We start from the raw sequence: 12567 nt of genomic DNA on the forward strand, positions 1-12567 counted from the left end.
GAAAGTTTAGTAAGTGCTCACCGTAATCAGAACCGTAGCAACAATAGACAACACTATCCCCATCATGGTGGTACCGCTAACCGCCTCCTTGCGAAATAGCGAACCAAATACGACCGGTATCAGTGGGTACATCGACACAATCACAATACTGATAATGGCAAGCTGTTCTTCCCGCGAAAGTGCATAAAGCGTAAGCCCCCATGCACTGATGCCGCCCGCTGCGGTTGCCAGCAGTGGAAAGCGCTTTCGTGCAGGGTGTGCGTGTTGATAAAAGGGCAGACAACATATAGCGCCGCTGAGCATGCAGAGGGCGATCCCATAGAAAGCGCTTGGCTCAGGCACTTGGCCCAGTAAGTGGAGCTGCAAGGCAAACCCTAAGCCTGCGCCTAAACCCAATAGCAGGCCCGCTCGGGTGCCGCTATTCATCCGCACTTTGTTCGGTTTACCCCCGCCTGCCGTTAACCAGATAGCGGGCAGGGCTAACATTACGCCTAGCCATACCCACGCGTTGGGCCGCTCGCCAAGGAAAATCAGCGAGAGCCCAAGGGCGATGGTGACCATCGCAACAGCGCTAACAGGCACCACGATGGCGAAGGGTGCCCGTGATAATCCTTGGTAAAGCAGCCAGGCCCCAAGGGCGGAACCGATGCCCGCCAGCACGCCCCACATCCACACGCTTGGCTCCCAAGAGGAGAAGAGCAGTGCACCTGCAAAGCCGACAAGCCCGCCGCCCAGATGGGTGTAAAAAGCAATATTGAGCGGCGGGTAAAAACGGGCGAGCATGCCATTGATAAAGTGTGTACTGCCGAGCAGCACCATGGCGCTTAGCGCAAGGGCGATAGACATGCGGGCTCCTTGTCTTGATGATAAGGGAAGGGCCAGCATAGAAGTCGCTAACATGCGGCTAGAAACTCGATTAGGTCATGGTCGCCATGAGGAGTCGTGATGATCAGAGGGGCGGATATCTCCATTGCCCAACTTCGCGCGCTGCTTGCCGTGGCGGAAGAGCAGTCTTATACCCATGCGGCGGAGCGTCTTGGCGTTAGCCAGTCGGGGGTGAGTCATTCCACGCAGGCACTGGAAAAACTGGCGGGTGGCCCGCTGATTATCAAAAGCCCAGAAGGGCTGGTACCCACCGCGCTAGGAGAGTTAGTGCTTACTAGCGCCAGGAAGGTGGTAGGTGAGCTTCAGGTATTAAGCCAGCAAGTAGGGCAGTTTCATAACGAGGCGGATGAAACGCTGAAGATAGGCGTTATTTCCAGCGCGCTATCTGGCTGGTTGTCGCCTCAGCTTGCGAGCTTCACGAGCCGCTACCCGGATGCCATCAGCCTTGTACTGGAAGGCATGAAGGAAGAGATAAAGGAGTGGGTGGAAAGTGGCGTGATCAATATGGGGATCACAACCGATGTCACCCAACTGAATCTCACCTACTGGCGTGAGCACTTTGATTGGCAGCTGTTAAAGAAGGATGAGATTGTTGCCGTACTGCCTTCAAGCCATCCACTCAGCAAACAAGCCAGCGTGACGGTGGCGGAGCTAGCGGAACACCCTCTTATAATGTCATCAGGCGGTTGTGAAGCGCTTATCCAGCAGATATTTGCCCACTCGTTGGAGGAAATCGACACCTTCCAGGTGGATTTCTGGGTACGCGATACGCGAACGTTATTGCAGATGGTTGCTGGCGATGTCGGTGTTAGCTTGGTTCCTACCTTGGCGTTAAGCAACAAGCCGACGGCTAACGTGGTCACGCTGCCGTTATCACCCCGACGTGACCGGAACCTGATTGTCTTCTGGCCTAAACGGCAGTCGCTGAATCAGGTTGGCCAGCAATTACTGAGTGAATGCAAAGCTTAACAGGCCCTTCATTATATCTTGTGAATGTATTACGGGGAGATGAGCATGGTAGTCTGTCTTGTAACGATTGGCAGAGGTCTCCATGGTCAATAACCATCACGATACCGGCTACAAAGAGCTGTTCAGCTATCCTGAGTTTGTGCAGCAACTTATCGAAGGCTTTGCGCCCGCCGAGATTGCTCAGTTAATGGACTTTTCTACTCTGAAAAGCCATAGCGGCAACTACATTACGCCGCTGTTCGAAGAAAAAATTGAGGATGTGGTGTGGTCAGTCAACGTCAACTGGCAGGGCGTGACCCAAGAGGTGTATCTGTACATCTTGTTGGAGTTTCAGTCCTCTGTAGATCGCACCATGCCGGTTAGGCTGATGCACTACGCCGCTTGCTTTTACAGTGAGTTGCTCAAGCAGAAGATCATCACGCCCGGCCAGGGGTTACCGCCGGTGTTTCCATTGGTGCTTTATAACGGTTCAGAACGCTGGACAGCATCATTAGACCTCTATGACATGATCACTCCGGAACCACCGGGTCTCCTACAGGTCTACCAGCCACGGATGCGTTATTACTTGGTCGATGAAGGGCGCTATACTGATGAACAGTTAGGTTTGGTACAGTCGCCGCTAAGCGGGGTGTTCAGTATCGAGAAGGCCTCCACGAATCGCCAGGGGCTGCAGCAAGCTGTGGATCGGATTGTGGCGATTATTCAGGCCGATCCCCATAAAGAACGTATCGATAAGATCATTACCCGCTGGCTTAAACGCCACCTGCAGCGGCTCGGGGCTGAGGTCGACCTCAATCAGCTCAACAGTTTGGTGGAGGATAAAGACATGTTGGCAGAAAATTTGGAAAATTGGGCTCAGCAAGAACGCCAGGAAGGCGAAAGGCTGGGTATTGAGAAAACAGCCCGTAATCTCCTCAAGCTGGGGGTGCTTAGCGATGAGCAGATCGCTGAAGCGACTGGTCTGGCACTAGATGAAGTGGCGAAGCTGCGCATTGAAGGTAAGCGTTGATTTATTACCTTTTGGCCTAAACGGCCGCCCTTGAGCATGCTCAATCTTCCCAATCCCGATCATGTCACTCAACGGTAGGGAAGGGCGGCAACCAATGTTCACGTCGAATATTCTAAAGCTCATACGTCGGTTTCAGTTGATCGGGTAAATCAAGGGCATCAAGGTGTGCCGCCATTAGCCACGATTCGGATCTTACCGCAGAGACAGCCACCTGTTAGTTGCGCCATTGCCAATCTCCAGACAATTCATACATTCAAACTAGGTGGCGCTTCGGGTTTTGTCTTGCTGCCGTCTCGCTCGTATTTGATGCCAACAAACTGACCTAAGTCGAGCTATTGCAGTAGGCAGATTTGCCCTGCGCTCCCGGAATTCGGTCGTATCTAGGGTAAAAGCGGGCGCTGCTTTTAACGGCGGCCAAGCTGGCAACTCACCTCGCTGCGAATCTTTAAAAAATAGGTTATTTGTGAACTAAAAGTACACAAAATTTGATAATATCAAAGAGTGGTGTGGCAGGCTCTTTAGTTAAATGCTAATTTGTGAACCATGAGTACACATAAAGAAGCAATACTAAAGAGATTGCTTGAAGCCATACCGTCAGGGTACATGGTCGATACTGCATGGCTTGAACGCCACGGTGTCAGCCGTTTCCTTGCTCGCAAATACGTTGTTAACGGCTGGCTTGAGCGGGTTAACCGCGGCGTCTTCCGACGCCCTGTGCCGAACGCAACAACATCAGGCGCAATTGATTGGAAAACTTGCCTTCTCTCCATGCAGCATATGATGGGCTATGACATCCATGTCGGTGGCACAACGGCACTTACCCAACAGGGCTACGATCACTATCTGCGGCTGGGCAGCAGTGCGCCTGTCGGGGTATATGGCAACACCACACCTAACTGGCTAAGCAAGCTGTCACTAAACGCTCCCATCGTGACCCGTAGTACCTCACTGTTCGTCGACACGTCAGTTGGGCTTGCCAAAAATAACATCAACGACGAAAACGCGTTGCCATGGGACTGGACGCTCAAGATGTCGGCACCTGAGCGGGCGGTCATGGAAGTCATGGACGAATTACCCGACCATGAGAGTTTTCATAACCTTGATAGGGTGTTCGAGAGCTTGACCACACTGCGGCCGAGAATACTGTCGGCGTTGCTGCACAGTTGCAAGAAAATCAAGGTCAAGCGGCTGTTCTTCGTCTTTGCGGATCGCCACGACCATCCTTGGCGCAAGCGCCTCGACCCAGCAGAGTTCAACCTTGGCAGTGGCGATCGCGCACTGGTGAAAGGGGGCAAGATACATCCGCGCTATCGCATCATGGTGCCTGGGGAGTTTGTAACGGCGGAGACCAGAGATGGCGCATGAAACCTATCAAGCACAGGTCGAACTCCTTGTGCGCATTCTTCCACATGTTGCCAAAGAGGACGTATTCGCCTGATTTTGATGCCATTGACCGCCCTCAGGCAGCGGATCTGCCCGCCGTGCGCTGGAAGCTCATCAATCTGGAAAAGCTTAAGAACGAAAACGGTACGAAGCATGCGGCTCAACGGCGCGAACTTGAGACGCTGCTCAGTTAGCCAGAGAGATCTTTGCAGCATGAGCGCACATAGTTTAGAAATTCGGTAACCGTTTGAGACGTTCTTAAATCGGTATGCATTAAGCCCCACATATAGGTACTCAACTCGGGGATAATAGGGCTTATTCGCTTGATTCCGCCACGATTTTCGAGGTAGGTCGGTAACACGGCAGCATAATCGTAGTTCGATACCATGAAGTAATCCATAAGAATCGAGTTGCTTTTTAATAGTCTATTGTTAAGCAGGTTGTTTTTTGAAAACCATTCGCTGAGCAGTGGGTACTGCATTTCCGTATTGGGCGCAATCCATGGGATATCCTTTTCTAGCCAGTCGGAGAATCGGCTTTCTTGTGATACATATACGGCCTGGTTGATGGGTAGAATTTTTTTGCCTATCAGTGTTTCATTCGGGCTAACCACCGGGCGAAAAGCAATGTCCGCGTCGCGTGCCTCAAGGCTCATCAGTTTATTGCTCACAATCACGCTTATGTCTAGAGCGGTATACTTGCAGTTAAAATCATGAATGATGTCACCCAGTAAGCCATACATTAACGTGTCGGTGGTGGTGATTGTTAGATTGCCGGAGAATTTCTCATTAGCAGAGAAAATCTTCCGCTCAGCATAGAGAACCTGTTTCTCTATTTCCTTTGCGCTTCTTACCAACTCTAATCCCGCTAGGGTGGGTACGTAGGCGTTGCTGTCGTCGCGGTGAAATAACTTGACGCCACACCTTGTCTCAGTTTCTGCTAGTCGCCTGTAAATTGTTGGGTGGCTGAAGTGTAGTTTAGTTGCTGCCTTTTTTAAGGTTTTTTCTTCTGCAATGGCAAGTACAACCTTAAAGTCATCCCATTTAAGATTCTCAATCATGATAATCTCGTTTTCATTAATGATAATTTACATGCTAAGCCTGGATGGATAATATTTCAAGAAATTGATTAATAGAAGATCGTCTTGAAATGAATGCAATAGATCAAACTGTTCCAGTGATATCCTCACGGCAAAAACTTAGCGCTCTATTCGTTGCGGCTTTATGTATCATAACGGCTGGAAGTTACGTGACGCTATCCGGCTTGCTGACGTCACAATTGATAGAAGAGCTGGGGTGGACGACACTCAGTACAACCGTCGGCATAACGATCAATATGATCCTTTATGGGGCTACAGCGCCCTTTGCAATTCATTCGATGGAGAAGTATGGGATCAAGAAAATAGTCGTATTAAGCCTTGTGGTACTCTGTGTAGGCGCATTGGTGTGCACAATCAATTCAAAAATCGTTTTTAATCTCGCATGGGGGATTTTAGTTGGATTGGGGTGCGGCGCTTTAACAATGTCATTTGGCGCCCTGTTTGCTCGTTCCTGGTTTAAGAGAACGGGGCTGCCTACTGGCATATTGACGGCTTCTGCCGTGACGGGGCAGTTTGTATTATTACCTGGATGGGCAAAGCTGGCGAATGAGTTTGGCTGGCGTGCGCCGTTGATTGGCTGTGTTGTGCTTACCGTTATCACCTTGTTAGTCATATGTTTGCTGCTAAACGAGAAAAGGTCGGCGATTAGAACGGTTACGGCTTATCATCTTAAACCGGATAGTACCTTTGTCGACGTCTTTGTTAATCTGAAAACGTTCGTCAAAAATAAGAAGTTTTGGGTGATAGCCCTGGCCTTCGGCATGTGTGGTGCCACCACGAATGGTCTTATGTGGAGCAGCTTTACGCCTGCTGCGAACATGGAAGGCATACCGATTGCAGATGCCTCTTATCTGCTATTGATTGTCGGCGTTTTAAATATCCCGGGGACGATTGGCGCAGGATGGCTGTCGGATAGAATCAATAAGCAAGCACTACTATCGGTGATTTTTATTTTGAGGGGCGCTAGCCTGATTTGGCTCCCTTTCATTTTAACGCAGCCGGTTGGCTGGGAGTTGATAGCGTTTGCTGTCGTGTTCGGTGTATTTGATGTTGCAACGGTTCCGCCTGTTATTAACTTATGCAATCAAATCTTTGGTGACCAAGGGCCTTCCGCTTTTAGCTGGATCAACGTGGCTCATCAATTAGGCGCTGGGCTGGTTGCTCTGACAGGGGGGATGATTGCCTTTATTACAGGGTCTTATTACATGTTGTGGTTTATAGCGGGAGGCCTATGTTTCATTGCCGCTGTGATCGTGCTTAGCCCCTATCATAGCGAGCAACCGGTACAGTCTGTAAGCCCTTGAATAGTATTGCAGACGCAAAGGGAGATGGCTGAGCTGTTTGGTAAATAGGTTCAGGGATATTGAAAATGTGTTTGCAAAGTATGAACGCTGAATCATCTGGAGATACCGGATAGTTCAGCGTTGCTGGTTCGCCTGTTTGTTCCGTTGCCCGCCAGTGCGTCCCAATATCAAAATGATTGGCTCTGATCAATCAGGCAGAAAATACGAGACGATATCCACTTCTTTGTGAGGAATGCCGATTATCTCAATGCCCCCTTGGCCAATCAGGTAAAAGATAACATGCTGGCCTTGTGGGTAGCTGTAATAACCCTCGCTGATGTCAGCGCGATGTTTTCCTAATAGTGGATTTTCTGCGAGCCAGTGAAATCGTTTTTCAAAATCTTTTAGATAGATATTACGTTGGCTCCTGCCCCATTGCCGCTCCGTATAGCGGCCAATATTCTTTAAATCGTCTCTCGCTCTAGGTGTGATATGAAACGTGGGCATCACGTTTCTCTATCCAAATCGTTGATTAGTGAATCCACCGAGAAATCATCCACGAATTCACCAGCCCTTGCTTGCTCGGCACCTTGGGCTAGATGAGTACGTAGCGCTTCAATTTTGCTTTTGCGTTCCTCCATGGCACGCAAAGCGTCACGCACAACCTCACTTGCGGAGCCGTAGCGACCGCTGGAGACCTCGTTTCTGATGAAGACTTCCCAGTGCTCTCCGAGGCTAAGGCTTGTCGTCGCCATGAGTGCTTCCTATATTCAAAAGTAACAAATTTGAATATAGGTGAGGCTGACAAGAAAGGCAAGAGAGCCAGCTAACGAGGGCCGATGCGTATGTATACTGCTGAAACTAATCCTAATCATGAGTCGAATATTAACCATAATCGGCTCACGATATGATCTGAATAATTGACACAGCAGTGGGGCATTTGAGCAGGGCATCAATGCGCGTAAATACCAATCGCTGGCCAAGGTAAGTAAAGCCACCGCAACACGTGATTTAGCTGAACTGGTAGAAAAGAGCTGCCTCTACAAGCTACCCGGCGGTGGGCGCAGCACGCGTTATTGGGTGCCGATCGGGGAATAATGTAAATAGCAAACCCAGCGGTGACTCGTATCGTTTAGGAGGGGTTAATAACTTTTTTTGCATATATAGCTGTATAAATGAGGCTATGTTGGCATCTGCTGTTGGTCAGCCCCCATCGCCGCGCGAAGCCACGCCTCCTCGGCTGGCTTTGCGGTTTCAAACAACCGCCGCCATGCCAAATAATTAGGCAAGTACGCTGACCCCACCCCATGAAAGCGCGTCATCCATCCCTTCAAGCGACTCATATAGCTGTTCACGTTCTGAATATGGTATTCCTTGCCGATCACTCGCTGATTATCGAGTGTGATCAGTCTATGGTGGGCAATCCCATGCTTAGCAGAGAAGGTCTTATACCAGCTGTGCCCGTCAGAGCATAAAATCGAGTCGCGATCAATGATCGGTCCCAGAAACTCATGAACCGTCGATTTCTGGAGCGCTGGATCAACCAAATCACTCACCTTTCCGTTACGGTCTCGCGCAATAATCACCTGAATCTTTTGTTCTTTTTTCTTAATATTGCCTTGCCCTCCGCGCTTTCTAGGTTGGCGATGAGGGATCTTACGTTTTCCTTTGCAGGATTCCAGGAAGAAGGTTTCGTCTACCTCAATGATGCCGGATAGTGGGTTGGCGTTGTCTTGAGCACTCGTTTTTAGGAAACGATGACGCCATCGGAAAGCCGTCTTCAAATCAATACCCACTCGGGCCGCTGAGGCGCGCAACGTCAGGCTGTCTTGCATGCAGCGCAGGTAGTCGAACCATTTATCTCGGTGTTGCAGCTTGGCCAATGGCTTGCCTGTGAGGGCGTTGAAGGTCTTGTGACACTCGGAATTCCGGCATCGATACCGCTGCAGGCCACCGCTGCGCCCCCACTTAACCGCGTGCTCACCGCCACAATGGGGGCATGGAAAGCGATGGCTTAAAGTATCAATCAGCGTATTTGCCTGGGAGCTGATTTGCCCAAGAAGTCGTTCCGCTATGTACTTCTTGCGATCAACTGGAAGGCTGGTAAGTGTCTGCTCAAGGGTTTTGAAGTCTGCTTGCTTCATGGCATGCTCCAGAGGAAGGCTTCATATACAGTATTTTATACAGTATATTTAAAGCATATCAACAGAAGATGCCAACATAGCCATAAATGATCAGCCTTTGGTAAGGTTTACTTAATCTCTGATAACAGGCGTGCTTGGGTAGGCAAAGGTGAATACTGCTGCATTGAGTGATGCTTGCTTTGGAGATGCATGGAGCTTGATGTAAACCTGGGAGGTAACACTCATGAATGACCAGCAAATACAGATATTTACCAGCGAAGATGGGCAAGCACACCTAGAGGTGACGCTTGAGCAGGAGACCGTTTGGTTGAGCCAGGCGCAGATGGGGAGCTTGTTCGCTACCACATCCGAAAACGTTCTCATGCACTTGCAGAATATTTTTAAAGATGAGGAGCTGAGCGAGCAGGCAACTACTAAGGATTTCTTAGTAGTTCGCCAAGAGGGCAAGCGCCAGGTTCGCCGTCGCATCAAACACTACAACCTCGATGCTATTATTTCTGTTGGTTATCGGGTTAGCTCCAAGCGGGCTACCCAATTCCGCAAGTGGGCCACAGATGTACTCAAACAATATCTAGTCCAAGGCTACACCCTAAACCAACGGCGCTTAACCGAGCGTGGCGTAGAGTTTGAACAAGCATTAACGCTACTCAGCCGCACCCTGACCAATCAGGGCCTGGTTTCAACAGAAGGCGAGGCCGTAGCGCGTGTGATTAGCGATTACGCGCGTTCCTGGAGCTTGCTGCAAGGTTATGACGAACAACAATTAACCGAGCTAAACATCAAGCAGCCCGGTATGCACTCGCTGGAGTTGGAAGAAGCCTTGGCAGCCATTGGTGAGTTAAAGCAAACCTTGATCGCCAAAGGCGAGGCAACCGAGCTGTTTGGGCAGGTGCGAGGCGACGGTTTGACATCAGCCTTGGCCACCATTGAACAGGGTTTTGGCGACGAGCTGTTTTACCCCAACGTGGCCACCCGAGCGGCGCACCTGCTTTACTTTGTGGTTAAAAACCATCCATTGGCCGATGGAAATAAGCGCTGTGGCTCGTTTCTGTTTTTGTGGTACCTGCGCCGCAACGCGTCTTTACTAGCCCGCCCCGTCGAGCAACTGATCAACGACAACACCCTGGTGGCGTTAGCGCTGTTAGTGGCCGAAAGCCTGCCCGATCAGAAAACGCTGATGATACGGTTGATTGAGCATTTTATACTGCTGAAAGAAGGCTGATCACCGAGCTATTACGACTGAGGAGAGTTCTTTGCTGGCCCTGGCCCTGATTCAGGCTCGATCACAATTTCATGCGCGAGCCGTTCTTTTTCAAGCGCTTCCAGGGCAATTTGGTAACAATCCTCGATATGGCGGTTGCCCATGACCTTCATGGCGGTGAAGCTAATACTGCCTGCCACGACGCTGCCGATCAGCGGGACGAACTTTGTCACGCCTTTCGCGGCTACCTTGATGCCCATTTTGTTGAGCACCGTCACGATGAGTTTTTTGGTGATGTATTTCCCGGCCAGCTTGCTGCCGGTATTGGAAATGGCGGTCATCACAAAGAGCTTGGATTCGCTATCCAGGCTTTCGATTTGCTCAGGCGATAAGCCAAACTTTTCATTAATTTGGGGAATCAACCGCATCAATATGGCTACGTCTGAGCCAATATCCACCCCGGGGATGGGAATGATCGCCGCCCCGGCAGAGAGGCCTGAACTCCTCGTGACCAACGACTGGCACGACTGCTTGATGGCGTCGAGGTCTTCACGTGACTCGATCATGATGCGGTCCTCTTTTAATAGACGATGGGGTGTCTTCTAGGCGCCTTCAATGCCATCCACGATAAAGACCCGATAGTCCGCCCCCTGAAAACGGTGCTGGCGGGCTTCCTGGTAGGCGGGACTTTCATACCAGGCGCGGGCGGCGGCCATATCGGGGAAGCGTAAAAGGCGGGCATAGGGACTCCTCGTCGGTGTGAAGTGTGGGTCTAGGCATCTTACCTGCTATGGGCAGGATTCTGCTGGATTTAAGCGTCTTGCCGCCAAAGCGATTTGAGTGAGCCGCCGACCGGGTCGCTTTCGGGCATCGCCACGTTAGCCACGCGCGCCATTGCCGCTTCCAGTTGTGCCGGGTCGCCGCGTTCTATCTCCGGCTTTTGGCCTGGCGGGTAGGCGCCTACCATGCAGAAATCATCATCCGCCTCGAGGCTGGCATGCCCGACGCCCGCGGGAAGGACCAGTACATCGCCAGCACAAAGCATCAACTCGCGGCCGTTGGGGCCGCCCAGCCGGGCGCGGGCCTGCCCTCGAAAGATGCCCAAGACCTCGTGAGCGGTGGAGTGAAAGTGGTCAAAGTCATACAGATGGTAGCGCCACGCCGGCGGCCAGCCGTGCTGTTCAAACATGGTTTCGAGCGTATCGGCCAGCGCCTCAGCATCGACGATGTCGATAACATCGCGATACATCAGCACCGGCAGTGGCGAATTGGGGTAACCGGTCGTTTCATCACTGTCAAAATACAGTGTCTCAGGCTGTGGGGTGATCATCATGGCCTCCGGTGTCGAGATGGTTGTCTCATAGCGTAGCTGTCAGTTGCGCGGTGAGTCAGCCTGTTGTCGACGTTCAGTCTCCAGTGACGTTGCGGATTTCATCGAGTAGATCGTCAAAGTAGGGGTTCCAGGTCAGGCGGGCGTGGTATTTTTCCGCGTCGCGCTGCCCCCAGGCGCTGAACCAAATAGCGTCAGGGTTATCGGGCGGAGCGAGGTCCTCCTGGCCGTTTTCCAGCATGAGGTAGCTCCCCGTTTCACCGTAATAGGTGTTCTCGGGCGCAAACAGCACATTCATGTGAGAAAAGTTGCTGATCCGCCGGTCAGGCAGTGAACTGGTCAGCGCGGTGACGCGGGGATCGTCGAGGTGTTGCGGGGTGTCGCCGTACCACACGAAGCGTGATTTCGGGTTAGGGAAGCGGGTTTGAAAAACATCGAGTGTTGCCTCGGGGTCAAGGACACTGTCGTGCTGGCTTATGGTCATCAGCACGGGCTTATCAAAGCGGTTGGCGTCGAGGTTTTTTTGCACGGTACTGACCGAGCGATGATAGAGCGAGGCCCCGCGCGACGGCAGCGACTGATACGTGACGATATTGTCCTCGTCATCGATATCGAGCCAGTCCCAAAAATAGGAAATGGCTGGGGCGAGAAAAAGATACTGGCTGTCCGGGTAAAAGCCGGGGGAGAACAACAACAACCCATCGACGCTATCGTCCTGGAATGCCTGGGTGGTCACCAGGTTGCCTCCGGTCGAGAACCCGCTCAGCCAGAGTTCATCGACATCATCCGCAAGCAGCTTGGTGTGATGGGCGACGGCGTTTTCCCAATCGTCATGGCCCGGCAGCATCAGGTCGGCGGGGCGGGTGCCATGACCGGGCAACAGAATCGAACGTACCAGCCAACCGTCTTCCGCCATGGCGTTGGCTACATCCGTGAAATACCAAGGGCTTGAGCCCAGTCCGTGCACGAATAGAATGCCACGGTTTGTCGGGGTGCCCGGGCGACGTTCAAACGGGGCATTGAGCGCTATCTCGCGGTAGCGATCTTCGCCGATGAAGGCGCGGTTGTCGGCAATCCAGGCGCGGGTATCGCGTACGTACTGATCGAAACTGGCTTGATCATGGCGCGGCAAGTTGCCCGAGGGCTGGAAGCGCGGAGAATCCGGCGGTACAGCGCAAGAGGACAGCAACACAAGGGCGCAAAGCAGTACGACTAGGCGAAGAAACATGGAGCGCTCCATCAGTCATTATGGGCTATCAGTCAT

At 51.7% G+C, this 12567-nt stretch carries 15 protein-coding genes and 1 pseudogene; 7 read left to right on the forward strand and 9 right to left on the reverse strand.

What is annotated here, in order from left to right:
• Nucleotides 1-6: 6 nt before the first annotated feature.
• Nucleotides 7-846: a DMT family transporter gene (locus tag HXW73_RS03835; protein ID WP_186254979.1), complete on the reverse strand. Its 840-nt coding sequence runs from the start codon at nucleotides 844-846 to the stop codon at nucleotides 7-9.
• 99 nt (nucleotides 847-945) lie between these two features.
• Here HXW73_RS03835 and HXW73_RS03840 point away from each other — a divergent pair, with 99 nt between their 5' ends.
• The 4 genes from HXW73_RS03840 to HXW73_RS03855 all read left to right on the forward strand — a co-directional run bounded on the left by HXW73_RS03840 (nucleotide 946) and on the right by HXW73_RS03855 (nucleotide 4440).
• Nucleotides 946-1854: a LysR family transcriptional regulator gene (locus HXW73_RS03840; RefSeq protein WP_240538702.1), complete on the forward strand. Its 909-nt coding sequence runs from the start codon at nucleotides 946-948 to the stop codon at nucleotides 1852-1854.
• 82 nt (nucleotides 1855-1936) lie between these two features.
• Nucleotides 1937-2863, forward strand: a complete 927-nt coding sequence (locus tag HXW73_RS03845) for an Rpn family recombination-promoting nuclease/putative transposase (protein ID WP_186254981.1) — start codon at nucleotides 1937-1939, stop codon at nucleotides 2861-2863.
• A gap of 603 nt (nucleotides 2864-3466) precedes the next feature.
• Entirely contained in the window at nucleotides 3467-4228 is a 762-nt protein-coding gene (locus HXW73_RS03850; protein ID WP_240538703.1) for a type IV toxin-antitoxin system AbiEi family antitoxin domain-containing protein, read from the forward strand.
• Nucleotides 4225-4440, forward strand: a complete 216-nt coding sequence (locus tag HXW73_RS03855) for a hypothetical protein (RefSeq protein WP_240538704.1) — start codon at nucleotides 4225-4227, stop codon at nucleotides 4438-4440. Before HXW73_RS03850 ends, HXW73_RS03855 begins: the two co-directional genes overlap by 4 nt.
• On the opposite strand, the gene HXW73_RS03860 is transcribed toward HXW73_RS03855, so the two are convergent.
• Nucleotides 4437-5306 carry a LysR family transcriptional regulator gene (locus HXW73_RS03860; protein WP_186254983.1) on the reverse strand — a complete coding sequence of 290 codons (870 nt, stop codon included), beginning with the start codon at nucleotides 5304-5306 and terminating at the stop codon, nucleotides 4437-4439. The two genes, HXW73_RS03855 and HXW73_RS03860, sit on opposite strands and share 4 nt — an antisense overlap.
• Before the next feature lie 188 nt (nucleotides 5307-5494).
• On the opposite strand from HXW73_RS03860, the gene HXW73_RS03865 reads away from it, so the two are divergent.
• The gene (locus tag HXW73_RS03865) at nucleotides 5495-6649 is read left to right on the forward strand and encodes an MFS transporter (protein ID WP_186254984.1); all 1155 of its coding nucleotides are present in this window, start codon (nucleotides 5495-5497) and stop codon (nucleotides 6647-6649) included.
• A gap of 186 nt (nucleotides 6650-6835) precedes the next feature.
• Here the strand turns inward: HXW73_RS03865 and HXW73_RS03870 are convergent, their stop codons facing one another.
• The gene (locus HXW73_RS03870; protein WP_186254985.1) at nucleotides 6836-7135 is read right to left on the reverse strand and encodes a type II toxin-antitoxin system RelE/ParE family toxin; all 300 of its coding nucleotides are present in this window, start codon (nucleotides 7133-7135) and stop codon (nucleotides 6836-6838) included.
• Nucleotides 7135-7383: a type II toxin-antitoxin system ParD family antitoxin gene (locus tag HXW73_RS03875; protein ID WP_186254986.1), complete on the reverse strand. Its 249-nt coding sequence runs from the start codon at nucleotides 7381-7383 to the stop codon at nucleotides 7135-7137. The genes HXW73_RS03870 and HXW73_RS03875 overlap by 1 nt, the downstream gene beginning before the upstream one ends.
• Before the next feature lie 184 nt (nucleotides 7384-7567).
• Between HXW73_RS03875 and HXW73_RS18005 the strand changes: the two are divergent.
• A pseudogene (locus HXW73_RS18005) lies at nucleotides 7568-7726 on the forward strand (DeoR family transcriptional regulator); the annotation flags it as partial.
• Nucleotides 7727-7809: 83 nt separating this feature from the next.
• Here the strand turns inward: HXW73_RS18005 and HXW73_RS03885 are convergent.
• The gene (locus HXW73_RS03885) at nucleotides 7810-8772 is read right to left on the reverse strand and encodes an IS1595 family transposase (protein ID WP_186254948.1); all 963 of its coding nucleotides are present in this window, start codon (nucleotides 8770-8772) and stop codon (nucleotides 7810-7812) included.
• Nucleotides 8773-8995: 223 nt separating this feature from the next.
• Between HXW73_RS03885 and rhuM the strand changes: the two genes are divergently transcribed.
• On the forward strand, nucleotides 8996-9994 hold the full coding sequence (rhuM, locus tag HXW73_RS03890; RefSeq protein WP_186254987.1) for a virulence protein RhuM/Fic/DOC family protein: 999 nt from the start codon (nucleotides 8996-8998) through the stop codon (nucleotides 9992-9994).
• A gap of 11 nt (nucleotides 9995-10005) precedes the next feature.
• Here the strand turns inward: rhuM and HXW73_RS03895 are convergent, their stop codons facing one another.
• From HXW73_RS03895 to HXW73_RS03910, 4 genes are all read right to left on the reverse strand, one after another.
• Complete coding sequence (locus tag HXW73_RS03895; RefSeq protein WP_186254988.1) at nucleotides 10006-10539, reverse strand: hypothetical protein; 534 nt, start codon at nucleotides 10537-10539, stop codon at nucleotides 10006-10008.
• A gap of 36 nt (nucleotides 10540-10575) precedes the next feature.
• Entirely contained in the window at nucleotides 10576-10689 is a 114-nt protein-coding gene (locus tag HXW73_RS03900) for a DUF1330 domain-containing protein (protein ID WP_446718995.1), read from the reverse strand.
• A 95-nt stretch (nucleotides 10690-10784) separates the two neighbouring features.
• Nucleotides 10785-11303 carry a cupin domain-containing protein gene (locus tag HXW73_RS03905; protein ID WP_186254989.1) on the reverse strand — a complete coding sequence of 173 codons (519 nt, stop codon included), beginning with the start codon at nucleotides 11301-11303 and terminating at the stop codon, nucleotides 10785-10787.
• A 76-nt stretch (nucleotides 11304-11379) separates the two neighbouring features.
• Nucleotides 11380-12531, reverse strand: coding sequence for an alpha/beta hydrolase (locus HXW73_RS03910; protein ID WP_222105025.1), 1152 nt, complete (start codon nucleotides 12529-12531; stop codon nucleotides 11380-11382).
• Nucleotides 12532-12567: the final 36 nt, after the last annotated feature.

It is taken from the genome of Halomonas sp. SH5A2, assembly GCF_014263395.1.
Lineage (GTDB): Bacteria > Pseudomonadota > Gammaproteobacteria > Pseudomonadales > Halomonadaceae > Vreelandella.